Source organism: Exiguobacterium sp. SH1S1, from assembly GCF_004337245.1.
Classification (GTDB): Bacteria; Bacillota; Bacilli; order Exiguobacteriales; family Exiguobacteriaceae; genus Exiguobacterium; species Exiguobacterium aurantiacum_A.
In genome coordinates, this window is the sequence record NZ_SJUZ01000001.1 from 849,006 (window position 1) to 874,419 (window position 25,414).

Consider the following 25,414-nt stretch of genomic DNA (forward strand, 5'->3'; position numbering starts at 1 on the left):
AAAAATCGCCCTCGTGTGAGAGCGATTGAGTCATTGAATTTCGCCGAACAGCTGGTTCGTGATGAGTGCGGCCGCACCGAGCGCACCGTGGTTGGCGTTCCACGGGACGACGCGGATGTCGGTCTGGCGCGCGTCCATCGTCAACGCCGTCTGGGCGACGCGTTCCTGGATGTTCGTGACGACTTGTGGCGCGTAGTTGAACAGCGGCCCCCCGAGCAAGATCCGGCTCGGGTTCAATAGATGAATCATATTGAGCGTCGCGATGCCGACGTACTCCCCGGCCCGCTCGTACAGCTTTTGGACGTCCGGATTCGTCCCGACCGCGTCGCGCATGCCGTCGAGCGTCAAGTCATAGAGCTCTCGCGCCTCGTTCAAGATGGCCCGTTCGCCAGCGACCGCCTCCAAGCAGCCGCGGTTGCCGCACGAGCAGATCGGCCCGTCGAGCATGATGCGCATATGGCCGATCTCACCGGCGATATGGTGCTCGCCGTCGATCAGCTCGCCGCCGTGGACGTAGGCGCCACCGATACCATAGCCGGCGTAGACGTAGAAGAACTCGTCGATGCCGATCGCCTCACCGAAGTAGAGCTCCCCGAGCGCGAGCGTCCGGACGTCGTTCTCGACGAAGACATGCTGTTTCAGGCGCGCCTCGAGCTCCCGCTTCAGCGGGATGTCATGCAAGTGGAAGCGCGGCGCGAACAAGACCATCCCCGCTCCGGCCTCGACCATCCCGTGGACGGACACCCCAAGTCCGATCACGTCCCCTGAAGTCTTACCGGCAAGTTGTATGTATAGCGTCACGATGGCGTCGATGAACTCCTCGTTCGTATCGAACCGCTCGTCGTGCCACGCCTCGTCAAGTAATTCTCCGTGAATGTTCGTCACGACGCCGTGCAGTTTTCGTTGCGTCGCGTCGATGCCGATGACGAACCGGTCGCTCGCCGCGAGCTCGAGCATGATCGGCCGTCGTCCCCCGCTCGAGACGCCAAGCTCACGCTCGTTGACCAGCCCTTCTTCCTTTAACTCATTGACGATGTTCGAGATCGTCGGCTTCGTCAAATTCGTCGCCTTGGCGAGCTCGACCCGGGACACCGGCTGATGGAGCCGGATGAGCCGGAGGATGAGCGAGCGGTTATACGTCCGCATCCATTTCGAGTTCCGTGGTGTCGTCTTCCCCATAACTAGTCCACCCATTTCTGTGCTTTTTTCTTAGTATAGCATGTCGAAGAAAGCGGTCATGGGTTGACTGAAAAATTCTGGCAAATCATTTTCTTTCGGTGACGACGACGCTGTCAAAGAAGTCGCGAACGTGATAGTCCTGCGGATACGCCGAAAGCTCTTTCGCGTACGCAAAATCCCCGAACAGCTTGTTCATCATGACGTTTCGGTCGACGAGTTTTCCGATGACACCGTTAAACAAACCTAAGCGCCGGACGCGGTTGCCGTGGACGGCCCCGATCATCGAGACGAGGTCGGACGTGCACACGTAGTCCGCGTTCTGGGGATGGAACGTTCCGCTATCTCCGTTCAAGACGATGAGCGCTAACAACTCGGACAAGTTGTCGATATGGATCATGCTGCGTTTGTTCTGATAGCTCGGGAAGAACGGGACTTTTTGAGCAAGGCCCGCGAGTTTCACGTAATTGCCTTTCGAGCCCTTCCCATAAATCATCGGCGACCGGACGTTCGCGACGACGAACGTTTCGTCTGCCAACTCCGCGAGCTTGTTCTCGGCTTGGAGTTTGCTGTCGCCGTAAAAGTTGGTCGGGTTCGGCACCGTGTCGCGCGTGATCAATTTCGCGTTCGTCGCGTCCCCATAGACGATCATACTGCTGAGGAAGATGAACTGCTTGACGCCAGACCGCTTCGCTTTGGCTGCGACTTCCGCTGTCAGCTCCGTGTTCACCTTGTAGTAGAGGTCTTCCATACTTTTATCCGTCGACACATGGGCGATCCCGGCCACGTATAGGATTGCATCGTAGCCTTCAAACGAACGTTGTCTCCATGCGCCGTCACGCATCCCGACCGTATCGACGTGAATCTGCTCCTTGTAGTGCTCCTCGATCCAACGCTTGCATGAATTTCCGACAAAACCCGTTACTCCGGTAATCAACACTCGCTTCACGGTATCGCCTCCGATGTATGTTTCACTCGTCCCTTCCACTTTCTCTATAATTCTTCCCGTAATTGTCATTGGATACACATAAAAAAAGAACGCTCATTTACGGAGCGTCCAACTTCTAAATTGCTTGATCAAACGAAGCCAACTTACGGTTAATTCGGATGGCATCCCTCATCGAATCCCCTATTTTTGACCAAGCGGAGAATATTCATTGATATTCAATTTTCGGATGTTGCTACACGGTCGCCTTTCGACTCCATACCTTATCTTAGGGAGATATTTGATATAAGCTCTAGGCTTACGTGCGATAAGGCCATTGGTGCATCGGGGATATCAATGACTATACTCGAAGCATCCTAGGAAATTGACAGAGCGCTCGAGAAAGAGCAACCAATGAACACAATCGATGATCAAATTCACGAGTGGGAGCCGATGATTCGTTATGTCATCCGCCACTTACACATCCATCCGAATGAACAAGAAGACTGCGCCCAAATCGCAAGGATTGCTTTATGGGAGGCGTTGAACCGCGGCTGCACGTTATCGAAGACGTACTGCTTCCAACGTATCCGAGGAGCGATCCTGAACCACCAACAAAAGAACGTCCGTCACTTGAAGCATGAAGTCGCCGCCGAACGCCTGCCCGAACAATGCATCGAGTCCGAGCGTCACTTCTACGACTGGCTCGACGAACAACGGATGTTGCTGTCACCACGCCATTTCGAACTCCTCTGCCACTTGATCGACGGGACCGAACAGACGTTGCCTTACTCCCCGAGCCGGCTCCGGGCGTACAAGGCGGACGTCCAACGCGAACTTCGAGAGGCAATCCAGATGAAGGAGTGAACACGATGAAGAAGATGTTGTTGAACGATGCGATCACTGTTTATTTGAAAGACTTGGAGCTACGACGCGAGAAACCCGAGACGACATTGAAATCGTACCGCAACACGCTGCGACGCTTTGAACAGTTCGCGCTAGAGCGTGGTGCCGTCTATATCCAAGACATTACCGAGAAGAAACATGCCGTCCCTTACAAACAATCCATCAACGACAAAGCCGACAATACGGTCCGGTCCTACATCATGGCGGTGCGAAGTCTGTTCACGTTCGCGATGGAACGACGCTGGGTGAAACAAAACCCGTTCAGCCGAATCGTCACGCGCGAGAGCGTCCAAAAACAACCGACCATCCTCAGCCGCGACCAGCTGAACACCGTCCTGTATCACGCGCGCAACACGACGCTCTATACGATTTATCTCGTCGGGGGTGACGCCGGTCTCCGGATCAGTGAAATTTTAAATTTGGAGCTGAACCATCTCGATTTCGAAAACAGCATCCTAATCGTCTGGAAAGGGAAAGGCAAAAAAACGCGATTGATCCCGATGACGCCTCGACTCGCCCAAGAATTGAAGACGTACATCGAGAAGGACCGACCAAACGTCGGAGACTCCAACCATGTCTTCCTCATGCCGAGCGGCCGCGTCGTTCAGGCGAACTTTGTGAACGAGGACTTGAAACAGATCGCGAAAGCGCAACTCGGCCTCCACTTAACGAGTCATATGTTGCGCCATAGCTTTGCGACGACACTCTATAATCAAAGTCACGATATTTTAGCAGTCGCGGATCTGCTAGGCCATACATCGACCAAGACAACAGAACGCTATCTGCATGTGTCTCAGGAGCGGAGTCGTAAATTGATTGAAGGATTGAACGAATGAGTAAATAGAATGACTCACATGCTTTGTTTGTAGCTAGCGGAATGTGCCCCTATCATGACTTTTCGTACTTGACAGTTTCAGCCCGACGATCAATACGGGATGAAGCTACTAGACAGAAGAATTTAAACTAGTAAACTAGCCAAGTTTGATTATTGAAATAGCATGAAGCCATTCGGCCTCATGCTATTTTTTTGTATTTATTTCTTTCCGTAATAATCAACATACCAATTGGCAAATTGTTGCAACCCATCTTCAATTGAAGTTTCTGGTTTAAATCCTACAGCTTTCTGCAATTGATCAGTCGAGGCATAAGTAGCGGGTACATCACCCGGCTTAATCGGCTCAAAGACTTTGTCAAATTGAACGTCTCTTCCCAATGCATGTGTCAAAGCTTTTTCAAGAGTTTCAATAAACGTCATCAATTTTTCAGGATTGTTGTTGCCGATATTGAACACTTTATGTTGAACATCACCTTCTGGCGGATGACTGATCAACCGTTCGATTCCTTCGACGATATCATCAATATACGTGAAGTCACGATAAAGGTCATTCTCGAAATCACCATTGTTAAAGATGTGAATCGGTTCATCAGCAAAATACTTATCAGCAAATCCAAAGTACGCCATATCTGGTCGACCTAACGGACCATATACGGTGAAGAAGCGGAGTCCGGTCGCTGGTATCTTATACAAGTGGCTATACGTGTGGGCCATTAATTCATTCGATTTTTTGGTCGATGCATATAACGACACTGGGGTGTCAACAAAGTCTGTTTCCTCAAATGGTACTTTTTTATTGGCCCCATATACCGAGCTAGAAGACGCATAGACAAGATGGTCGACTGGATAATGACGACAAGCTTCTAAAATGTTATAAAAGCCAATGATGTTACTTTGAATGTATGCATCCGGATTCTCAATTGAGTACCGTACTCCCGCTTGAGCTGCTAAGTTAACTACAAAAGCAGGTCGATGTTTCTCAAATAATCCAAGGACGAAATCTTTATCTGAAATATCACCTTTAATAAACGTGAATTTCGAATAAGGTTTCAATTGATTCAAGCGCTCGTGTTTAAGGTTAATATCGTAATAGTCATTTAGATTATCTAAGCCAATGACAGTACATCCGTTATCAAGCAGATGCTTAGATAAAAAGTATCCGACGAAACCGGCCGCTCCTGTAATAAAATACGTTTTTGTTACATCAAGAGTTGTGTAGCTCAACATTCTTCAACTCCTTATTAGTATCTCGAAGAACAGGGCGCCTTCCAACTGAATAGTATTCTACGTCCGCTAACACCATTTCTTCTATTAAATAAATATTTCGACCGTCATACACTAGTGGTGTTCTCATCAATGTCTTATAATCAGCAGGCTGAATCGCTTTAACTTCTCCCCATTCAGTAAAGATGAAACACACGTTAGCATCCTCTAAGGCATCTTCAATATTATCCACATACGTAATGCTACCCTTACCATGCTTACCTTCCGGATGAACGTGGGCAAAGTTCTCTGCTCCAACAGGATCATAGGCAAAAACATTCGCACCTTGTTCAAGAAGTAGCGGTACATTTTCTAAAGAAGCTGCTTCCCGTAAGTCATCTGTGCCAGGTTTAAATGTCAGACCAAGTACCGCAACCTTCAACCTGTTAAACGTGATTAGACGCTTGCTAGCTTTCTTATAAAGTAACGTTTTTTGTTCAGTATTAACATCAATCGCAGCTTTGACTGTTTTGAGTTCATAGTTGTTCTGCTTGGCAATATACTCAAGAGCTTTCGTGTCTTTAGGGAAACACGATCCTCCATAGCCGATACCGGCATTTAAAAACTTACTTCCAATCCGGTCATCAAAACTCATACCTTTTGCTACGTCTTGAACGTCAGCACCTACTAATTCACACAAGTTCGCGATATCATTCATGTAAGAGATTTTAAGAGCTAAAAAGTCATTAGATGCATACTTAATCATTTCAGCAGAACGACGATTAACCGAAACGATAGGTAAGTTAAATGGCTCATAAATTTTCGTCAGTAAATTTCCGGCCCACTCACTCTCAGTACCAATAACGATTCGATCAGCATATAATGTATCCCTTACTGCTGACCCTTGCGCTAAGAACTCAGGATTTGAAGCGACTTCAACTTTTACATCATGTACAAGGAAGTCCTGAATAAATTGTTCAACTTTATCATTCGTACCAATAGGAACAGTTGATTTCACAACGACCAAACAATCCTTCTCAACCGACTCAGCAATTTGACGAGCAACAGTCGCAATATGTGAGAGATTAGCAGATCCATCTGGTTGTTCAGGCGTTCCCACACCTATAAAGATTGCATCAGCATTTTTATAGGCTGAACTATAGTCCGTGGTATAATCAATCATTCCAGCAGTATAATTTTTTTTCATTAACTCTTCTAGACTTTGTTCGTAAATAGGGGAAACACCAGATTTCATTAAATCTACTTTGTTTTCGTCGATATCCACACATGTTACTTGGTGACCTATCTCAGCAAAACAGACTCCTGCTACCAAACCAACGTAACCAGTCCCTGCAACAGCTACCTTATACATATATAGCACCTTTCTAATAAAGATTTTATTTTAAATTAATTCAAATATATATTCTCAACATACCCAGCCGAACCCTTCGAGGAAACTATTTTTCCAGGAATACCAACAATCACAGATTTATTAGGTACATCTAAGTTAATAACGCTATTAGTTCCAATAACTACGTTATCTCCAATATTAATCTTACCGATTATTTTAGCTCCTGGTGCGATATAAACCTCATTGCCGATTGTCGGAGAACCTCTTTTTTTCCCGCGATTAACTTGACCAATCGTCACACCATGGCTCAAGTTACAATTTTCACCGATTATCACATCTGAATTAACAACGATTCCTCCAAAATGACCGATATACAGCCCTTTACCGATTTTAGTTGAATAAGGAATATCTATTCCAAACTTGTATCTATATTTTCTTAAAAAAAGAAGCGCCAAGAAAAATAAGACTCTACTAATTCCGTTTTTATCCTTGTAATAGTTTGTGGTTCTTAGATAAAAAGTATATTTGAAACCAGGACTTTTTATTAATACTTTTATAAAGTTAGTAAAACCTATTTGCTTTTCATATCTGAATAAATCAGCCTTAATAAATTCAATTAAATCTTTAAATTTCAAAATATGAATGCCTCCCAAAAAGGTTTATTTAATCATTATTTTTTTGTAGGAATTAACTACGTAAGAAGAATAATATTCTTTTAAATCTATTTCGGGATTAATATTTTGTTTGTATCGTAATCCTAATAATAAGTTTTCTGCCATCTTAATTTCGTCTCCTACAGGAGTTAAAATACCGATTTCACCATTTTTCAGTATCTCTTCAGGACCACTAGGGCATCTAGTTGAAACAACTTTAGACCCTACTGCGAGAGCCTCCACTAAAACAGTTGGTAGACCTTCCCATTTTGATGACAAAACAAACAAGTCACAATTCCTCATGTATTTATAAGGATTATCAGTAAAGCCTAAAAACAGCACACGATTACTGACCCCTAATTCTATCGCTAACGCTTCTAAACGTTTTTTCTCTTCCCCTTCTCCCAATATCAATAAATCCCCATCATATTGTTGAGCGATTAATGAAAAAGCAGATATTAGCGTTGCATAATCTTTTGCTTCAGTTAATCTACCAACTGAGAGAAGATACGGCCGATGTATAGGTACGGGATTGTTTAAAGGGGCTTTAGCTTGAGTAAAAATCCGTTCTTCCAAAATAGGGTTGTAAATTACTTTTACATCCTTATGAAGGGATTTGATGTTTTTTTTTAAATCTTCTGCTACTCCATTAGATACAGCAACTATTTCATCAGCATACTTATATGTTAGATTCATAAATAACGGAAAAATTTTTTCTTTAATGCTTTTTGAATGTTTAATCCCATGAGTTAAATTACTGTGTTCTGAGACCACTATTCTAGTGGTCCCTTTACTAAACAACTTTGCTAATATTAGTACAATATTAGCATGTGTCAGTGCTGAAAGAATTGATTCAGGATTTTCTTTCTTTAGGTAATGAATTAGTTTCGGAAGAGATTTTAAAATCCGACTTGATTTTAAATCAATAATCCTTACGTTTTCAGGGACTTGATTGATATATTCACCTTCAGCTTGAGCCAAAATCAGATCAACATCTAAATTCTCTTCCGCTAACCCTTTTGCCAAATTGAGCATCACTCTCTCGGCACCGCCACCCCTTAAAGAAGGTAAAAAGAGTGCCACCTTTTTTTTGCTGATTTCACTCACTTTATCTCCTCCCAACAAAATCTATTAGATGTGAAAAATAATATAAAATTGTAGATTTTAATTAAATGATGAACTTATCGATTTCATTTTTTTTTTGTGAAAAAGATAATTATTAAGGCTCCTATTATTAGACTCCATAAGTACAAGTTAAGATAAACTTTTGGATCTCCTCCCATCATGAATCCAAAAATCGTAATACCAAAAGCAACATATAATAATGTATATATTGGGTGTGTATCCTTAAACTTAGTCAGGTATAATTCTAGTCTTCTAACTAGGTGTCCGAATAGAAAACTTCCTAAAATTACTCCTGCGAAAGGTAAGCTATAAAATAAAAAACCTAGAAGACCAGGAGGTATTGTTTCTTTGAATACACCTGTTAATTGATAAGTATTATAACCTGACACGCCAAAAGGCAAGTTGATTCCTAGTAGTCTCTCAGGAACAAGTTGTACTACAGATAAAATTAAATCTGAAAAAAGTCCAGGAGAAAGTGGATGTGGTACTGAGATAATCATCGAATTTAGCGAAGCATATGGATGAGAAAACTCTCGTAGAAAATCAAAAAAAGCCGTTCCGCTTTCTCTGTTTTGTTCTATAAAAGATTCGCTGCCATTTAGTCTACGAATGATTTGATCGCCATTTAGTAGAAAGAAAACAAATGAAACTGATAATCCAATCACCGTCACTGCACTAGGTTTTTTATTCCTCCACAAATACCAACCTAGAATCACTGGTGAAATTAAATATAAAATTTCAGATCTTCCAGCAGTGGCAAATGCTCTTGCTAGTGCAATTGTAAAAGTAGTTGCCACTAAAAAAAGTAAAAACAATCTCGTATATTCGTTTGCTTTATTATTAAATAGCAATGAAACAGCTATCCAAAAAGATAATGTTAACATGGCGGAGGGTAACTTAAAAAAAACAAACGGACTACTCGTAGTAAACCAACCTGACCTTATTCTATCAGCATTTTCTATAATGATTTGAAATCCTCCATAAGAGCTAGCATATAGAGAAAACGAAATCAATCCAATTGTAAAAAACAATAAGCTTAACTTAAACAAGATTTTATCTTTAATGATAAAATCTTGTCTTAGTGATTTGTTAAAAGTAATAAAGTATCCACATAAAATGAAAAAATATCCAAGATATACATAAAGAGATGATACTAAAATATTTCTATTATTTAGATCGATATAATAATGTAATTCTTCAGGAAATCTATACATAAACATGGGAACAATACAGTACAAAAGTATATATGTGTAATTGATTACACTCAAGTAATCCCAGTTTATCTTATTCCTACCTAATTCAACCGCTAAGATTATAAACGCTAATATTAAATAGATCGATTCATAAGAATGTAAAGATACAAACACTATAGACAAGAAGAAAGATAAACCAAACCCGATTTTTTTCACCATAAACTATAACCTTTCGAGTATACTTGACTCTATTTTTAAAATCAGATGTAATATTTTGATAGTGCTTGTTCGTATATCTCCATTTTCTTTTTGACCCAAATTTCACTGCTAAATTGCTCTATAACTACTTTACGTGCCATGTAAGATAATTTTTCTCGAAGGGTAGTATCCTCGATAGTTTTTAGAACCAGATTAGCTAACTCTTTTGCTTCGCCAGATTTAAACAGTAGACCATTTTCTTCATGGGATATTAACTCAGAAAGTCCACCAATATCAGAAGCAATCACAGGTTTTCCGACGCTCATTCCTTCTAATGCTGAAATCGAACTAGCTTCCACTACCCCATTTACCGGTACAGATGGAATAATAACTCCTGTAGATTGATTTATTAAGTTTACCATTTCTTCTGTTTTCACAGTCCCTAAAAATTTCACGTGATCATCTAACTGCATGTCACATACCATTTGCTTTAATTTTTCCTTTTCAGGGCCATCTCCTGCAATCCAAAGTTCGCATTCGTTATTCTTTAGATTTTCAAATGCCTTAATTGCAACATCTACACCATTTTTAGGAACAAGTCTTCTTGGAACTAAAAATATATTTTTTTTGTTTTCCAAAACTTTTTTAGGCTTGAATACTTCAACGTCTACGCTGTTTAATATAACAGATATTTTATCAGGAGAAATCCCAAAATCTTCAATAACTATATTTTTTTGACCCGTATCAACCGCAATAATATGATCAGCTTTTTTAAACGCTTGTCTTTCATTCTCAATAAGATATTTTGAATAGAGTTCCCCAGATTTGTTCGACATTACGGCCTCTCTTGACGTTGGACCGTGTACTGTCAAAATTAAAGGGAAATCATTATTTTTAATAGTATTAGCAAATATAATATCTTGAGCATGAACTAATATCTTTTCATTTTTTAAAGAACTATTCTCGATTTTATTCCTAAGTTTTTTTTCAATATTTCCTTTCCTTAATTCAACTAATTCACACCGAGCTTTATCTCGATTTCCGTAACTTTTTATCAAAGACCTCATTTTCCAAATAGAAGTTGTTTGATTTGGAAATAAAAGTTCTGATTCTAACCCTTGTTTGATCAATGAATCATTTAATGTATTCATATAAGAGTTGACTCCGCCTATTTCAAAATTTGAAGAAGTACCGATAATAATTTTCATGATTGCCTCCATTTATAACTAATTATATTTTTTATTAATAATACTTTTTCAAGAACATATTTAGATAACTGTTTATCTATTGTAAACAGTATTAAACAAAATATAAAAACAATTAATATTGATCCTAAAAATGGATGAATTGATAATTCTAAACTTTTTGAAACTGATACAGTAATTCCTAAAGATACTAACGTCAAAGATGCTCCTTTAAAGAGTATCTTTCCACCTGTTCGATTGAAAATCAAATAGCCTACCATTAAAAATAGTTCAATGCTTATTGCAGAAATCGCACCGCCGACAGCGCCATAAAGTTCACCTAGGTTAATATACAAAGCTATACCAATAAACATCGCTATGAGAACTAAATTCGTTCTTATCTTTTGATATCCTTTTGTCGTAAGTGAATCTGCTAATGGATAGTTTATGGACTGAATAATCACTATCACTGATAGAATTTGTAAAATGTAAGATGACCTCACCCATTCTTCACCAAACATGATGACAATCCACCACTCTGCGTATATTAAGAATGGCAGTGATACGACTGCCCCTATAAATGACATTATTTTTAATTCGAGAATACTTAAATTCAAATGTTCATCCATTTTGTTAGAATTCGCGTATTTGAATAGTAAAGGATAAAATGCAGTTGCTATTATCCCTGGTACTTGATAGAGTACAGCAGGAATTCTATATGCCGCTGAAAAAAAACCTACTTCTGTAACTGTAGTGACCTTTTCAAGAACTAAAGGTCCTAACTGCGGTATAGTCATAACACCAAAACCGCCAATAGAAAATACTAATAATTGATTAAAGATCTTCTTATCCCATTTTCTTGTAAATGTAATCCGTTTAAAAACTAGTCCACATGAAATAATTCCACCTATAATACTTGACAATCCATATATCACTGAAATTATATGAACTTCTAAGTTTAGATGCATTCCTATAATCAAAGAGATTGAAGCTATTAATGCTGACATGCCTCTAATAAGTGCTGTGTATTTCATTTTTTGAGTGACTTGAAAGTACACTGCTCCTATTCCTTGAAGGGTAGCTCCTAAAATAATAGGAAGAACCATAAATGACAGTATCATTTTAAATTCTGCATCTTCATAAAACCATTCTATTATTCCAATGCTAAAGAGAGCAGTAATTGCACCAAATAGAAATCTTGCCTTGATGTAGCTACTCATTAAGACGTTTAAATCTGCATTTTTCTTAGTCCCTTCACGGATTAAAGTATGTGCTAAGCCTAAATCTGCAAAGTATCCGGCAACTACAGAAAACGCCAAAGCAACACTGATCATTCCGTATTCTGTTGCACCTAAATACCTTGCCAATGCTATTGCTACGATTGCGGTAATTATTCTTGTAAGCACATCACTAAAGAAAAGATATGCCACATTTTCGAATACTATTTTATTCTGCATATATAGAATCTCTTTTCTAAAAAGTCAAATCCTAATTCAATTTTGTTTAATAATATAATATTCGCTAAGCCACTCACTTAAATAAGTAATATTAAAATTATATTTTTTAAACTTATGCTCTAAATTATTTCTTGATATATTTTTTCGGTTCAATATTTCATTAGCCCAAAATTCAGGAGGTTTTTTAAGTGAAATATAATCTATGTGCCCCATTTTAAAATCAACTTCATTACTAATACCATCAGAAATTATGCACTTTAAATCGCTTACTTGAGTTTCAACTAGCGTGACTGGTAGTCCTTCGAAATGTGACGGAAACAAAAAGATATCCATCCCCTTCAACAAAGAACTAGTATCTGCACGTAACCCCAAAAACCGAACATTTTCCTCGATTTTTTTTTCTTTTACTTTTTGTTTAATTGAATCTAATAGAGAACCAGAACCAATAAGAAGCAAAATTGCTTTATTATCATTTTTGACAACTTCAGAAAAAATTTCTATTAGATAGTCATGATTTTTTTGATATTCAAATCTTCCTATATGACCCAAAACAAGCTGATTATCATTAATCCCTAACTCTTCTCTAACTTTTTTTCTACCGGACTCTTCATAAGAAAATTTTTTTATATCAATAGCGTTAGGTAATATTTCGCACTTATTAGAAGACATTATTTTTTCACCAAAAAGATAATGTCCTGCATCTCTTGAACATGCAAAAAAGTCATCAGCAATATATTTCAAAGGAATCTGTAAAAAATCCTTAATGAATGCATTTACCCCTTTACCATTTGAAGTATTATGACTATGAATTATAGTGTGCTTCCCATGTTTTCTAGCTATCCATAAAAAAAGTGACGCAGTACTTCTCACATGCGAATGTATGATTCTATACTCTTTAAAAGTCTTGAAAAAAGTATTCCAGGAAATACAATAATTAATTGAATTTTTAGTATTAAAATTAGGAACTCTGTGAATTCTGCCACCTAACTTTAAAATTTCTTTGTCATAAAACCCCTCTTTCTGTGAATGAACTACAAAATCAAAAATGATTCTTTTTCGATCTATGTTTCTGAATAAGTTCATTATGAGGGTCTCTGCTCCTCCAGCATCCATAATACCTACTACGTGTAATATTCTTATAGGGTTATTCATTCTCATTTAATTCCTCTTTAATAATAAATTTTATTTTATTTCTTCCAAAACCTTAATATAGTGTTCTACAATTATTTCTCTATCAAATTCATCCACCATTTTTTTTCTGCCGTTTAAACCCATTTCCTTTTGTTTTTCTCTATTAAGGTTTAAAAACGTCTCTACCTTAGAAATTAAATCTAATGTATCTTTTTCTTTAATTAAAAAACCGCTCTCGTGATTATCTAAAGTTTCTTTGCAACCATTTCTATTAGTGGTAATAAGAGGTCTTGCTGAAGAAGCAGCCTCTAGTAAAACATTTGACATTCCCTCAGGATAAAAGGAAGGATGAACTAAACAATGAGATATTTCATGGAATTTTCTAACATCATTTTGCATTCCGTGATAAGTAATAATTCCTTTGTCTTCATGCTCCCTCAACTTACTTTCGTAAGCTTCTTCACAAAAACCTAATACGTGAAAACTTGTAGTTGGATATTTGATCTTTATATAGTTAGCCATTTCTAAGAATTGATCTATGCCTTTTTCTTTCATAATCCTTGATATATATAAAAATACTGTTTTATCTTCTTCCATAGGATATGGAATTAAATCGAAATATGAAGTATTTACACCAGATCCAGGTATTACTTTGCTTTTTAAAAATTTCACACCTTTACTTCTTAAAATTAACTGATCATTTTTATTTTGAAAAAATACACAAGTAGCTTTAGAAAAAATATATTTATAGACTTTTAAAACACTCTTTTGGAGTAGCGTGTCTTTTTCAAAGACTGACCCTAGTCCTGTTACGTTTGGTATAAAAGGAATGTCTAACAAATTACATACTATTCCTCCATACATATTTGGCTTAATTGTGTAAGAAAAAACAGCTGTAGGTTGAATTCCCTTTAATATTTTATAATATTCTTTTAATAAGGTTAATTCTTTAAATAAGTTTTTCCCTCTTCTTTCGAAATTCACATTAATAAATTTGCAACCTAATTCCTTTAACGCTTCTACTTTTGGCCCATAAGGTAATACAATATAAGTTTCATAACCTTCATCTAAAAACTTTTGAATAATTTCCTTACGGAAATTATAAGTGTAAGCATCGTGATTTGATAAAATAACTACTTTTTTCAAGTTATATCCTCCGTCAATCTTATAGATGTTTCTAAATCTGAAAATAATATATCTTCATAATCTTCAATATCAAACGATATTTTTTTAGAGTAAACTAAATCCCCAAATATTTTGTTTAAAAAATTATTAGAATTCATAATTTTTCTTAAAAATTCAGGTGCTTTTATAACCAAAATTTTTTTTTCATGTACTTCTCTAATAGCTTTGTACATATCAGAAGTATTAATATATTCTTTATTTTGTACATGGACTATTCCAATTACTTTGTTTTCAATCATGATTCTTAAATACTCTGATAAATTATCTATAAATATCATACTTCGCTGGTTATCCGCTTGAATAAAAACAGGACTAATTATAGAAAATTTAGAAAGTCTATTATAATTACCACCACAACGTTTTCCGTAAATCATCGGGGGCCGCACAATAGTGATATTGAAATTTTGATCTTGCAGTTGTTGCAACCTCTCTTCCGCTTCAAGTTTCGAAATACCATAATTTGTATTTGGTTTCAGTTCGGTTTCCTGATCAATTATGCCACTTTTTTTACCATAGACACTCATAGTACTAATAAAAATAAAATGCGGTACTTTATCATTTTTTGCTTTTCGAGCAATTTCATAGGTTAAATCTCTGTTGATTTTCCGATAGAACTCTAAACTATTTTCAGTTTCCTTTTTGTGAACAATTGCTGCAACATGAACTACAGCATCATATCCTTCAAGATTTTGTTTTTTCCAATTTTGATTACGCAGACTTAATTTTTCTATACTATATTTCCGAGGGTAATTATTTAAGAGAAATGTTTGAAATGAATTTCCTACGTAACTATTTTCACCTGTTATTAAGATTTTTTTCATTGATTTTCTTCCTTATTCGAAGCTAAATCTGTAATTATTTGCTTTTGCTTTCCTTCTATTACACCTTTACTTTTAAATACTGCCCACACCGTCCCAAAGTAACATCGAACATCCATAAATAGTGAGATGTTATTTCGGTACTCGCCATCTAGTTTTGCTTTAAGTAAAATTGGTAATTCATCACGTCCATTTATTTGAGCCCACCCTGTCAAACCTGGTAAGACGTCATTTGCTCCATATTTCTCACGTTCTTCAATCAAATCATACTGATTCCAAAGCGCTGGACGAGGACCAATCATAGCCATCTCACCTTTTAAAATGTTAATAATCTGTGGTAATTCATCGAGACTCGTTTTCCGAAGAAACTTTCCGGTTTTCGTGATGTATTGTTCTGGATCTGCTAGTAAATGAGTCGGCGTATCTTTCGGTGCATCGATGCGCATCGTGCGAAACTTTAAAATATTGAAGTGCGATTGATAAAGTCCGACACGTTTTTGTTTGAAGAAGACCGGACCTTTTGATTCAAGTTTGATTGCAATCATAATTCCGATAAACAATGGCGACAGGACAATTAATCCAATCAAAGAAAGAATAAAGTCGATTTTTCGTTTTTGCTCGCTATACTTCATCATTCACACTCCACTTTTAGACGGTCTCGCGTACGTCTTTATTTACGTTCATATTATTTAAATCTAAACAATCATTTGCCCAGTTAACTAGATACAAACCAAGCCCTTCGCTCGTTTTCAATTCGTTCATGCGTGCTAACTTCTCGTCCAAATTTGTCTCTTCGGTCACAATCCCAGTAAAGATTTTGGGGTACACTGCTTCAGGATGGACTTCGCCTTCTTTCAGCAGCTCCTCAAACATCTTCTCACCAGGACGAATCCCGCTAAAAGCAATCGGGATTTGCTCTTCCGTGAACCCGCTCAATTTGATCATGTTACGGGCAAGGTCGACAATCTTCACGGGTTCCCCCATATCAAGGACGAACACTTCGCCACCGTCAGCGAGCGTACCAGCTTGAATAACGAGACGGCTTGCTTCCGGAATTGTCATGAAGTATCGGGTCATATCAGGGTGTGTCACCGTAACGGGACCGCCCTTCTCAATTTGCGATTTAAATAGCGGAATGACCGAACCGCGGCTTCCTAACACGTTGCCGAAACGCACGACGGCGTATTTTGTCCGACTCGTCTTCGCCAAGTTTTGAATGATCATCTCGGCAACTCGTTTTGTCGAGCCCATGACGTTCGTCGGGTTAACTGCTTTGTCCGTCGAGATCATGACGAAGCGGGCCGCACCATATTCATCCGCCATCTCGGCGACGTTTTTCGTGCCGTAAATATTATTTTTCACTGCTTCATGTGGATTCGCTTCCATTAACGGCACGTGCTTGTGTGCTGCCGCATGGAAGACAAGATGTGGTGAGTGCGTCATAAAGACGTCACGCAACCGTTCGACGTCTTGGACGTCGGCAATGATTGGAATGAGTTCTACATCTAAGTTTAACTCCCGCAACTCACGCTCAATTAAATAAATACTGTTTTCACCGTGTCCGAGCAGCAACAAGCGCTCTGGTTTAAACTTTAAAATTTGACGACAAATCTCTGATCCGATTGAACCGCCAGCACCGGTAACGAGCACCGTTTTACCTTCGACCTCAGATTGAATACCCGAGATATCAAGTTCGACCGGTTCGCGGCCGAGCAAATCTTCAATCGACACTTGACGCATTTGATTGACGGCGACCTTACCAGCTGCGACTTCTTCAATCATCGGCAACGTATGCACGTTCGTACAAACAGCTTTCGCCCGCTTGATGATGGCTAATCGCTCTTGATATTTCATCGACGGAATGGCAAAGACGATTTTATCGACTGCTTCCTTCTCAACGATATCTTCTAACTTATCGACTGTCCCGACGACTTTGACCCCGTTGACGGTAAGCGTCTGCAGGTGACGGTTGTCATCAATAAAGCCAATCGGATTCATCCGGTGATTATCCGACTGATTGATCTGACGGACGAGCATGCGACCGGCTTGACCCGCTCCAATGATGAGCGTCCGTTTCTCATCTTTACGACGTTTCATATTGCGACCACGCAAAATTGAAAGCTGATCGTGTTTCCACGTCACGTAAATACGTGACCCTAAACGGATGCCACCTAATAATAGAAGAGATAAGCAAAAACTGAGGAACAACATCCGCTCCATCGCTTCGCCATACACGGCGAACTGGATGAGATAAAGAGTAATCGTACTCAACAAAAGCGTCATCGCGAGACGGATCGCCTCAGACATACTCGCAAAGCGCCAAGCGACACGATATAGCCGGCTGACACCGGCCATGACGATAAATAACGCACTATATAAAATGGCTGACTCAATAAAATGATTTTGATCAATATTTTGAATGAATTCGACTGGATACAAGAAAAAATAAGTGACGACCATCGACGATAAGATTGCTGCCATATCGAGGATGACCAATATACTCGTCCGTAACGACTTTCGACCTAGTTCAGGAATGGACAATCGTTTTCCCTCCCTTTCAGTTGATCGCACTCATAGAAGACTGTTCTTCTACTAACTGCGTCATCATCTTTAAGACATCGTCTCGTAAGTCTTCACGTGCCAAGGCGAATTCTAACGTCGTCTGGATAAAGCCGAGCTTTTCCCCGACGTCATAGCGCTTACCTGTGAATTCAAAAGCGAATACGCGCTGGACTTCGTTTAACCGTGTGATCGCATCCGTCAACTGAATCTCGCCACCCGCACCCGGCGCTTGTGTCTCTAAAAATTTAAAAATTTGCGGCGTGAACAAGTAACGACCGAGAATCGCCAAGTTCGACGGTTCCGTTCCTGGTGCCGGTTTTTCGACGAACGACTCGACTTTATGTAACCCGCCTTCAAGCGATGACTGAATGTCGACGATGCCATAACGGTGCGTCACGTCACGCGATACCGGTTGGACACCGATGATCGAACTCTCTGTCTTGTTGTACTGTTCAATCAATTGACGTGTACATGGCACATCCGCTTGGACGATGTCGTCCCCAAGCATGACGACGAACGGCTCGTCGCCGACGAACGCTTTTGCTTGGAGCACGGCGTGACCGAGTCCTCGCGGCTTCGATTGACGGATGAAGTGGATGTTAATGTTCGTCGTCTCCTCGACGAGCTTCAAAAACTCCGACTTCCCTTTCTCAATCAATTGTTGTTCGAGCTCTGGTACCGAGTCGAAGTGGTCCTCGATGGCTCGCTTGCCTTTACCGGTTACAATCAAAATGTCTTCAATCCCTGACTCAACCGCTTCTTCAATGATGTATTGGATTGTCGGTTTGTCAACGATCGGCAACATCTCTTTTGGCATTGCTTTTGTCGCCGGTAAGAAACGCGTCCCGAGACCAGCTGCCGGAATGACGGCTTTTTTTACTCGTTTAATTGTCATATATCCCACTCCTCTTGGATGGTTCTTTCTATTATGTCTAACCCATAGAAAAAAGGATGAATCTACCATCCTTTAAAAAAATTATAAATTAAGGGTATCACGTTCTATCCACCTAAAAAACCAAGGAAAGGAAATTAAAACATAAAATCGTTCGACAGATGTCGACAAAAATCATAATGATAACCTAGTTGTCAACCGTTTATTGTTAATAAAGGGAAATCATTTCTTCCATTTCCCTCTCCAATTTTTAATTGGAAGAATTGGGGGGTCGATGAAGACGAACTCGTCTTTCAGGACCGCCTCGGCGTTGCCGACGTACGTGTCCCACTTGTCTTGGCCGAGTTCTTTTGTGATAGCGGCTTTGGCGTCATCCCAATAGAATGTGCGGCGGCCGGTGCTGTGGGCGTCCGAGGCGATCAAGTGACTCAGTCCGTTACGAAGGAACATAAAGGCGAGGTCTTGCACGTTCTGTCCGAACTCACCCGTCAGACTGCCCGTCGTGATTTGCGACAAGGCACCAGACGACACGAAGTCCATCAAGCGTTTCGGGTTCGTCGCGAACTCTTTGTTGCGCTCCGGGTGGGCGATGACCGGCGTGTAACCTTCTGTCTGCAGTCCGAAGAACAGTTGCTCGGCGTAGGCCGGGACAGAGTCGCTCGGAAACTCGACGAGGACGTAACGCGAGCTGGCGAGCGAGAGCGCCTGGCCTTGCTCGAGCGCCTCGACTAACTCGCCGAACACGCGAATCTCTTGCCCAGCGTACAGGTCAAGCGCGATGCCCTCATGGCGCAATACGTCTTGAAGCTTGGCGACGGCGTTGTGGACGTTCAACTCGTCCGTCTCGAACTGGGGGTGAAACGCGTGGGGGGTGACCACGATTGCGGTCACCCCTTCGCTTGCCGCGCGCTTCGCCATTTCTACCGCTTGTTCGACCGTCTCCGGTCCGTCATCGACGGCCGGGAGCAAGTGACAATGGATATCGATCATGGCGTTGTCTCCTTTTTACTCATAGGCGTAGTAGTAATAGTAATCGTCGCTGCCTTGCGGCTCACGCTTATTCAAGACGACACCGAGGATATGGGCCTCGGCGAGCGTCAATTGTTCTTTCGCTTTGACGACCATCTGGCGGTCCGACTTGTCGCATCCGACGACGAGGACGACGCCGTCTACTTTCCGGGCGAGGACGCGTGTGTCGGCGACTTGCATCATCGGCGGGGCGTCTAAAATGATGATGTCGTAATTCGTCTTCAACTCTTCGAGCACGCGGTCCATCGTCTTCGACGACAATAACTCAGAAGGGTTCGGCGGGATCGGTCCCGCCGCCATCAAGTCCAAGTTCTCGACTTGTGTCGAATGCGTCGCTTTCTCGATCGTCGTCTTCTTGGCGAGGACGGTCGACAGTCCGATCCCGTTCGATAGACGGAACGTGAAGTGGGCCGTCGGGCGGCGCATGTCGCAGTCGACGAGTAAGACGCGCTTGCCTTGCTGGGCATAGACGACGGCGAGGTTCGATGATGTCGTCGACTTGCCTTCACCAGACGAGGCAGATGTGATGACCATCGTCTGTAAGTCGTCATCGACGGCCGTGAACTCGAGGTTCGTCCGGATCGTCCGGTATTGCTCAGAGATCGGCGACTTCGGTTTGTGGACTGTGATCAAGTCGCGTCCGGTCTTGTCGTATTTGATATGTTTGTGTTTCTTTTTCCCGAAATTAAACATGGACTTCTTCACCTTTCACTTTCGCTTGGCGTTGTTGCTGCATCTCGACACGGTCAATGACCGGGATCGACCCTAATACCGGGAGTTCTAAAATCGTCTCGACGTCTTGCTCCGTCTTGATGCGACGGTCGAGCACGACTTTGAGGAAGGCGATAGCGACTCCGATCATCAAGCCGAGCACGGTCGCGATCGCCGTATTGAGCAAGATGTTCGGGCTGACCGGAAGCATCGGTACGGACGCATCCGACAACACTTTGACGTTGTCGACGCCGCTCATTAATTCTTTCACTTCTTTCGAGAACACCGTGCTGATCTCGTTGGCGATATCTGTTGCGAGCACCGGGTTCGTATGTTGGACCGCAATGTTGATGACTTGCGAGTTTTGTTCGCTGTTGACGGTAATCAAGTTACTGATGTCCTCCGGGGCACCGACGACGTTCTCTTGGACCGGCTCTAAGATGGCCGGGCTTTGGATGATGACGCGGTACGTGTTGACGAGCGCGACCGACGACTGGACTTGGCCGGTGTCGATCATGTTGTTTTGTGTCTCTTTCGGTGCGACGAGCACTTGTGTCGACGCCTCATACGTCGGTTGGATGACGTACGAGCTGACGAGGAAGGCGATGAGTGCCGCGATAAGTGCTAAACTTGCGATGAGCCATTTGCTCCGCTTCAAGATGGAGAACAGTTCTCCAAGGGAAATCGTTTCTTCATTCATATTCGTGTTCTCTCTCCTCTATTCTGTAAAATCACGACTGGAAAATTTCCGCAAATAATATTTTTACTGACAATACCAAAACATTATAGCAAAAATTCTCTCCCGTGATGACCCATTTTTTAAAAATTGGGTTTTTTGGCATGCAAATCTGCTAAACTTTGAAAGGAATAACTTTACAAAAGGGGGAGACAATAGTGCACGTTAGTGAGCGCCTACTCCAGCTATATGCCGATGTCGATGCGTCGACACGTACAAAATTGCAAACTTTAATCAAACAAAATCTAGGGGACGGCAAATCGTTGACCGTTTCTTTTGAAGAACTGACCGGTGCGACGAAAGCCTCACTCCCGACCGACGAAAAATCAGCGGCCGACTTCACGGCCTGGATCAAAGACGGGAAGAAAGATGCCACGTTCCTTCCATATTATGTGTCTTTACTCGAGAAGCATGATCGGGTGCTGAACAAAGAAGCGACGGTGCCGCAACCGATCACGGTTGACAAGACAGTCGTCAACGAGACAACGGAAGACGCCGCATCGGAAAGAACGCCACAACCAGCAGCACCGGCTCAGAAGCCGCGTTACGTACCAGAGACACCGGTCCCGTCACGCGCCGAACGGGCCAAGCGAATTGAACCGGCCCGCCCCCGTAAGAAGAAAGGCAAATGGCTCGGTGGCCTGTTGCTCGTCGCGATCTTATTAGGCGGCGGCTATATCGGGTATCCATATGTAGCGGCGCTGTTTGAGCCGAGCGAGACAACGGAAGTCGAAGCCCCGGCGCCTGAACCGGAACCGGTCGTCGAACAACCGGAGACGAACTACGTCTGGCTGGCGACCAAAAACGTCAACCTCGTCAGCGAACCGAACGGCACGACAGTCACCTATATAGGAGATATCGGCGATCGCTACGAGATTGTGAACGAACAAGACGATCATGTCGAAGTCGACCTCGACGGCACGACGGCTTGGGTCGCACTCGACGCCGTCACGACCGACTGGCCGTCACGCGACCTGACTGACAGTACGCTGCTCGACTGGGCCGAGACGAACCTAGACAACGCTTGGCTTGGTGAAGCGCTCCCTGATTTCTTCGCGATGAACGAGGCCGCACTCACCGAGACGCTCGGCGCACCGTACGGTCGTGAGACCGACGCCTTGAACGCCTATGCGTTCTACAACGGCGGCTTCTTCGTCATCCAAGACGACCAAGTCCACGCCATCGACTGGACGAACACGCAACTCGCGCGTGAGGCGTTCGACCCGCTCGGTGAACCAGTCATCGAGACGAGCGACGCGCTCGTCTATGAGAGCGAGACGTACTCGCTCCGCTTATTTATCGGCACGAACGGACAGACCCGCGTGCGTTTGACAGAAAAATAATAGTTTTCTTCGGAAGGAGTAATCCCCATGACTACAATTTTAGTTACAGGTGGTGCCGGCTACATCGGCACCCACACCGTCCTCCAACTACTTGAGACCGGACACGACGTCATCGTCCTCGACAACTTGTCGAACAGCCGCCGTGAGGCGCTCGACCGCGTCGAGGCGCTGACCGGTAAAACGGTCGAGTTTTATCTCGGCGACATCCTCGACCGGGAGTTATTGGAACAGATCTTCTTGAAACATACGATCGACGCCGTCATCCATTTCGCCGGACTGAAAGCTGTCGGCGAATCGGTGAACGAGCCGCTCCGCTATTACGAGAACAACGTCGTCGGGACGACCGTCCTGCTCGACGTGATGAATGCGTTCGACGTGAAACGAATCGTCTTCAGCTCGTCGGCGACCGTGTACGGCATGCCGGAACGGACCCCGATCGACGAATCGTTCCCGCTCAGCGCGACGAACCCGTACGGCCGCACGAAACTGATGATCGAAGACATCATGCGCGACTTGGCCGTCGCCGACCCGTCATGGAGCATCGCGCTCCTCCGCTACTTCAACCCGATCGGCGCCCATGAGTCAGGCCAGATCGGTGAGGACCCGTTCGACGTGCCGAACAACTTGATGCCGTACATCACGCAAGTCGCCGTCGGCCGCCTGAGCGAACTGAGCGTGTTCGGTGACGACTACGACACACCGGACGGCACCGGCGTCCGCGACTACATTCACGTCGTCGACTTGGCGGAAGGCCACTTGAAGGCGCTCGACTACGTCATGGACCACACCGGCGCCGAGGCGTTCAACCTCGGGACCGGAACGGGCTACAGCGTGCTCGACCTCGTCAAGGCTTTCGAGGCGGAGAGTGGAAAAACTGTCCCGTATAAAGTGACGCCGCGTCGCCCAGGCGACATCGGCAGCTGCTACGCCGACCCGACAAAGTCGAAAGACGCGCTCGGCTGGGAAGCGAAACACGACGTCCGCGCCATGTGCCGCGACGCCTGGAACTGGCAAGCGAACAACCCGAACGGTTACCGGGCATAAGAAAAACCCCTTACGCGAGAACGAGTTATCGTTCTTCCGTAAGGGGTTTTGTCATGTCTTCTTCTATCAGTTCTTCTTCTATCACATCTTGTCGCTCCCGCGCCCCGAGCACGCCGTAGTCGAGGACGACGATCAAGATGGCGATTCCCGCGAGCGTCCACGCGGCGTCGATGGCGAACTCACCGACGATGAAGCCGAACAAGACGAAGGCGCCGAACGTCAGGTAATAGCCCTTGCGCCAAAGCGATCGGTATTGATTGGCGACGTCACGGTCCCATACGTAGAGGGCGACGTAGCCGACCAAGGCGATGAACAGCGTGGCAAACATCCAATAGAGAAACGACTGTAGCGTCAAGCCGAACAAATACGCGAATAAAGGTTGATTCATGGAAATCCGCTCCTTCGGTGTATGGTCGTGTATGTCATAGAACTTCCTTCTATTCCATTTTCTACCTAAACATCGAATGCGTCAATACGACTATTAACCAAAAATGATTTTTGGTTCAAAAGCCCTATTATTGTTTGAGCCACATGAAGTCGTACGCCTCGAGCACGACCGCCTCGACCCATTCTCCCGTGAACAAGTTCGTCCCGCTCGCAGCGATGACGACCCGTTCGTCCGACACGTTCGTATAGAGTAGAAGTGTCTCGCCTCCCCCGCTCCGCTCGACCGTGAACACGCGTTTGTCCGTCGCGACGATGCGCTGCTCGGCGTACGGCGAGAAGGCCGGATGCGTCCGCTTGACGTTCAGCTGGCTCAAGATGCCGGAGAACACTTGCAGGCGGTACGGGTCCGTCTTCAACTCTTGGACGAGCGCGGCCCGCTCGACCGGCGTCGTCACCCCGAGCAGCGTCCGGTAATCGACGGCCGGGATGCCTTGGAGCGAGAACAGGACGCTATGGGCGGCGAGCAACATGTCGACCGACGGCTCGAGCAAGTTCTTCTCGAACGGGTCCCGCTCCGGGGTCGACAAGAAGTTGAAGTACGTCTTGCCGTCCTCGGGTGCCTCGATATGGTCGGCCCAGTCGGTCAACCCTTTGGCGTTGCCTTGGGCGAAAGCGAGCAGCGTATGGGACGCCAAGTCGAAGTGACAGATGACGTCGGCGACTTCGAAATAAGAACCGGTCCGGTCGGCGTCCCCTTCATAGGCGAGGACGAGCTGCCCGTGCGGTTTATAGTGGTGGAGAATCAATTGCCATAGTTCGAGCACGTGCTTGATCCGCTCCTCGGGCATGCCCCGAAACGATTGGACGTGGACGCGTACTTTCGTCGCCCCTTGCGCGAGCCGTTCGATGAACGCGTCGGTCTCGTCGAGCAAATCGACTTGCAGCTCGTTATAGACGTCCGGCGTCATCTCATACATGAGATCGAACTCGTCGTGGAAGCGCCCGAGGTCCTCGAACAGACGGATGCGCGGGTTGACGGCCGTGTCGGTCGGCTTCACTTGATGCGGGAACAGCGACACGAGATACAAGTCGCTGATCGACGATCGGACGTGGTCTTTCAATAGCGTGTGCAGCGCGTCGAGGTCTTGCGTCCCGTCCGTCGTGACGGCGTTCGCGTCGACGATGAGGACGCTCGTCAGTTCGCTCGGCGCCTCGTGGTCATGCCACGTGTGGCCGGCCCACTTGTCGAACAGACGGCGCCAGTCGTCGGTTGTATGATCGTCTTCGAGTCGGTTGATTATCGGTTCAAGTTTGTCCCAAATCATGTGATCCCTCCTAGTACTGTCTCTATTAACAGTCCCACCGATGTG

Annotated in this window: 24 protein-coding genes; 4 read left to right on the plus strand and 20 right to left on the minus strand. The window is 43.7% G+C overall.

Annotation, left to right across the window (positions count from 1 at the left end; all coding sequences use genetic code 11):
* Positions 1-30: 30 nt before the first annotated feature.
* A complete protein-coding gene (locus EVJ23_RS04280; protein WP_131464931.1) occupies positions 31-1,179 on the minus strand; it encodes an ROK family transcriptional regulator in 1,149 nt (382 codons plus the stop codon).
* 85 nt (positions 1,180-1,264) lie between these two features.
* Positions 1,265-2,125 carry an NAD-dependent epimerase/dehydratase family protein gene (locus EVJ23_RS04285; protein WP_131464376.1) on the minus strand — a complete coding sequence of 287 codons (861 nt, stop codon included), beginning with the start codon at positions 2,123-2,125 and terminating at the stop codon, positions 1,265-1,267.
* 390 nt (positions 2,126-2,515) lie between these two features.
* On the opposite strand from EVJ23_RS04285, the gene EVJ23_RS04290 reads away from it, so the two are divergent.
* Both EVJ23_RS04290 and EVJ23_RS04295 read left to right on the plus strand, forming a co-directional pair.
* Positions 2,516-2,968, plus strand: a complete 453-nt coding sequence (locus EVJ23_RS04290; protein WP_131464379.1) for a sigma factor — start codon at positions 2,516-2,518, stop codon at positions 2,966-2,968.
* Positions 2,969-2,973: 5 nt separating this feature from the next.
* Positions 2,974-3,843 carry a tyrosine-type recombinase/integrase gene (locus tag EVJ23_RS04295; protein ID WP_131464382.1) on the plus strand — a complete coding sequence of 290 codons (870 nt, stop codon included), beginning with the start codon at positions 2,974-2,976 and terminating at the stop codon, positions 3,841-3,843.
* A gap of 197 nt (positions 3,844-4,040) precedes the next feature.
* Here EVJ23_RS04295 and EVJ23_RS04300 read toward each other — a convergent pair whose 3' ends face one another.
* From EVJ23_RS04300 to EVJ23_RS04375, 16 genes are all read right to left on the minus strand, one after another.
* The gene (locus tag EVJ23_RS04300) at positions 4,041-5,066 is read right to left on the minus strand and encodes a GDP-mannose 4,6-dehydratase (RefSeq protein WP_304984979.1); all 1,026 of its coding nucleotides are present in this window, start codon (positions 5,064-5,066) and stop codon (positions 4,041-4,043) included.
* Positions 5,047-6,417: a UDP-glucose dehydrogenase family protein gene (locus tag EVJ23_RS04305; RefSeq protein ID WP_131464388.1), complete on the minus strand. Its 1,371-nt coding sequence runs from the start codon at positions 6,415-6,417 to the stop codon at positions 5,047-5,049. Before EVJ23_RS04305 ends, EVJ23_RS04300 begins: the two co-directional genes overlap by 20 nt.
* 35 nt (positions 6,418-6,452) lie before the next feature.
* Positions 6,453-7,031, minus strand: a complete 579-nt coding sequence (locus EVJ23_RS04310) for a serine O-acetyltransferase (protein WP_236633705.1) — start codon at positions 7,029-7,031, stop codon at positions 6,453-6,455.
* A gap of 24 nt (positions 7,032-7,055) precedes the next feature.
* On the minus strand, positions 7,056-8,156 hold the full coding sequence (locus EVJ23_RS04315; protein WP_201739218.1) for a glycosyltransferase: 1,101 nt from the start codon (positions 8,154-8,156) through the stop codon (positions 7,056-7,058).
* Between the two features lie 83 nt (positions 8,157-8,239).
* Complete coding sequence (locus tag EVJ23_RS04320; RefSeq protein WP_131464391.1) at positions 8,240-9,586, minus strand: O-antigen polymerase; 1,347 nt, start codon at positions 9,584-9,586, stop codon at positions 8,240-8,242.
* Between the two features lie 41 nt (positions 9,587-9,627).
* Positions 9,628-10,773: a glycosyltransferase family 4 protein gene (locus EVJ23_RS04325; RefSeq protein WP_161567007.1), complete on the minus strand. Its 1,146-nt coding sequence runs from the start codon at positions 10,771-10,773 to the stop codon at positions 9,628-9,630.
* On the minus strand, positions 10,770-12,206 hold the full coding sequence (locus EVJ23_RS04330) for an oligosaccharide flippase family protein (RefSeq protein ID WP_131464397.1): 1,437 nt from the start codon (positions 12,204-12,206) through the stop codon (positions 10,770-10,772). Before EVJ23_RS04330 ends, EVJ23_RS04325 begins: the two co-directional genes overlap by 4 nt.
* Positions 12,207-12,242: 36 nt before the next feature.
* Complete coding sequence (locus EVJ23_RS04335; protein ID WP_131464400.1) at positions 12,243-13,364, minus strand: glycosyltransferase; 1,122 nt, start codon at positions 13,362-13,364, stop codon at positions 12,243-12,245.
* A 24-nt stretch (positions 13,365-13,388) separates the two neighbouring features.
* The gene (locus EVJ23_RS04340; protein ID WP_131464403.1) at positions 13,389-14,483 is read right to left on the minus strand and encodes a glycosyltransferase family 4 protein; all 1,095 of its coding nucleotides are present in this window, start codon (positions 14,481-14,483) and stop codon (positions 13,389-13,391) included.
* Positions 14,480-15,343, minus strand: coding sequence for an NAD-dependent epimerase/dehydratase family protein (locus EVJ23_RS04345; RefSeq protein ID WP_131464406.1), 864 nt, complete (start codon positions 15,341-15,343; stop codon positions 14,480-14,482). Before EVJ23_RS04345 ends, EVJ23_RS04340 begins: the two co-directional genes overlap by 4 nt.
* Entirely contained in the window at positions 15,340-15,972 is a 633-nt protein-coding gene (locus tag EVJ23_RS04350; RefSeq protein ID WP_131464409.1) for a sugar transferase, read from the minus strand. Before EVJ23_RS04350 ends, EVJ23_RS04345 begins: the two co-directional genes overlap by 4 nt.
* A 16-nt stretch (positions 15,973-15,988) precedes the next feature.
* A complete protein-coding gene (locus EVJ23_RS04355; RefSeq protein ID WP_131464937.1) occupies positions 15,989-17,821 on the minus strand; it encodes a polysaccharide biosynthesis protein in 1,833 nt (610 codons plus the stop codon).
* Between the two features lie 76 nt (positions 17,822-17,897).
* Positions 17,898-18,797 (minus strand): UTP--glucose-1-phosphate uridylyltransferase GalU, encoded by a 900-nt coding sequence (gene galU / locus EVJ23_RS04360; RefSeq protein ID WP_131464412.1) that lies wholly within the window; start codon positions 18,795-18,797, stop codon positions 17,898-17,900.
* 219 nt (positions 18,798-19,016) lie between these two features.
* Positions 19,017-19,784, minus strand: a complete 768-nt coding sequence (locus EVJ23_RS04365; RefSeq protein ID WP_131464415.1) for a tyrosine-protein phosphatase — start codon at positions 19,782-19,784, stop codon at positions 19,017-19,019.
* A gap of 15 nt (positions 19,785-19,799) precedes the next feature.
* Positions 19,800-20,516: a CpsD/CapB family tyrosine-protein kinase gene (locus EVJ23_RS04370; RefSeq protein WP_070328404.1), complete on the minus strand. Its 717-nt coding sequence runs from the start codon at positions 20,514-20,516 to the stop codon at positions 19,800-19,802.
* Positions 20,509-21,234 carry a YveK family protein gene (locus tag EVJ23_RS04375; protein WP_131458539.1) on the minus strand — a complete coding sequence of 242 codons (726 nt, stop codon included), beginning with the start codon at positions 21,232-21,234 and terminating at the stop codon, positions 20,509-20,511. The genes EVJ23_RS04370 and EVJ23_RS04375 overlap by 8 nt, the downstream gene beginning before the upstream one ends.
* 194 nt (positions 21,235-21,428) lie before the next feature.
* Between EVJ23_RS04375 and EVJ23_RS04380 the strand changes: the two genes are divergently transcribed.
* Both EVJ23_RS04380 and galE read left to right on the plus strand, forming a co-directional pair.
* A complete protein-coding gene (locus EVJ23_RS04380) occupies positions 21,429-22,613 on the plus strand; it encodes a flagellar basal body-associated FliL family protein (protein WP_131464418.1) in 1,185 nt (394 codons plus the stop codon).
* Between the two features lie 27 nt (positions 22,614-22,640).
* Complete coding sequence (galE, locus tag EVJ23_RS04385) at positions 22,641-23,657, plus strand: UDP-glucose 4-epimerase GalE (RefSeq protein WP_131464421.1); 1,017 nt, start codon at positions 22,641-22,643, stop codon at positions 23,655-23,657.
* A 25-nt stretch (positions 23,658-23,682) separates the two neighbouring features.
* Here the strand turns inward: galE and EVJ23_RS04390 are convergent, their stop codons facing one another.
* Together EVJ23_RS04390 and EVJ23_RS04395 are read right to left on the minus strand one after the other, a co-directional pair.
* The gene (locus EVJ23_RS04390) at positions 23,683-24,045 is read right to left on the minus strand and encodes a hypothetical protein (RefSeq protein WP_131464424.1); all 363 of its coding nucleotides are present in this window, start codon (positions 24,043-24,045) and stop codon (positions 23,683-23,685) included.
* A 127-nt stretch (positions 24,046-24,172) separates the two neighbouring features.
* A complete protein-coding gene (locus tag EVJ23_RS04395; protein ID WP_131464427.1) occupies positions 24,173-25,369 on the minus strand; it encodes an alpha-amylase family protein in 1,197 nt (398 codons plus the stop codon).
* Between the last annotated feature and the right edge of the window lie 45 nt (positions 25,370-25,414).

Bases quoted from the DNA above. Each gene is read 5' to 3' on its own strand.
- EVJ23_RS04280 (WP_131464931.1), bottom strand. From the start codon at position 1,179: ATGGGGAAGACGACACCACGGAACTCGAAATGGATGCGGACGTATAAC.
- EVJ23_RS04290 (WP_131464379.1), top strand. From the start codon at position 2,516: ATGAACACAATCGATGATCAAATTCACGAGTGGGAGCCGATGATTCGT.
- EVJ23_RS04295 (WP_131464382.1), top strand. From the start codon at position 2,974: ATGAAGAAGATGTTGTTGAACGATGCGATCACTGTTTATTTGAAAGAC.
- EVJ23_RS04305 (WP_131464388.1), bottom strand. From the start codon at position 6,417: ATGTATAAGGTAGCTGTTGCAGGGACTGGTTACGTTGGTTTGGTAGCA.
- EVJ23_RS04320 (WP_131464391.1), bottom strand. From the start codon at position 9,586: ATGGTGAAAAAAATCGGGTTTGGTTTATCTTTCTTCTTGTCTATAGTG.
- EVJ23_RS04325 (WP_161567007.1), bottom strand. From the start codon at position 10,773: ATGAAAATTATTATCGGTACTTCTTCAAATTTTGAAATAGGCGGAGTC.
- EVJ23_RS04330 (WP_131464397.1), bottom strand. From the start codon at position 12,206: ATGCAGAATAAAATAGTATTCGAAAATGTGGCATATCTTTTCTTTAGT.
- EVJ23_RS04335 (WP_131464400.1), bottom strand. From the start codon at position 13,364: ATGAGAATGAATAACCCTATAAGAATATTACACGTAGTAGGTATTATG.
- EVJ23_RS04345 (WP_131464406.1), bottom strand. From the start codon at position 15,343: ATGAAAAAAATCTTAATAACAGGTGAAAATAGTTACGTAGGAAATTCA.
- EVJ23_RS04350 (WP_131464409.1), bottom strand. From the start codon at position 15,972: ATGAAGTATAGCGAGCAAAAACGAAAAATCGACTTTATTCTTTCTTTG.
- EVJ23_RS04355 (WP_131464937.1), bottom strand. From the start codon at position 17,821: ATGGCAGCAATCTTATCGTCGATGGTCGTCACTTATTTTTTCTTGTAT.
- galU (WP_131464412.1), bottom strand. From the start codon at position 18,797: ATGACAATTAAACGAGTAAAAAAAGCCGTCATTCCGGCAGCTGGTCTC.
- EVJ23_RS04365 (WP_131464415.1), bottom strand. From the start codon at position 19,784: ATGATCGATATCCATTGTCACTTGCTCCCGGCCGTCGATGACGGACCG.
- EVJ23_RS04370 (WP_070328404.1), bottom strand. From the start codon at position 20,516: ATGTTTAATTTCGGGAAAAAGAAACACAAACATATCAAATACGACAAG.
- EVJ23_RS04375 (WP_131458539.1), bottom strand. From the start codon at position 21,234: ATGAATGAAGAAACGATTTCCCTTGGAGAACTGTTCTCCATCTTGAAG.
- galE (WP_131464421.1), top strand. From the start codon at position 22,641: ATGACTACAATTTTAGTTACAGGTGGTGCCGGCTACATCGGCACCCAC.
- EVJ23_RS04390 (WP_131464424.1), bottom strand. From the start codon at position 24,045: ATGAATCAACCTTTATTCGCGTATTTGTTCGGCTTGACGCTACAGTCG.
- EVJ23_RS04395 (WP_131464427.1), bottom strand. From the start codon at position 25,369: ATGATTTGGGACAAACTTGAACCGATAATCAACCGACTCGAAGACGAT.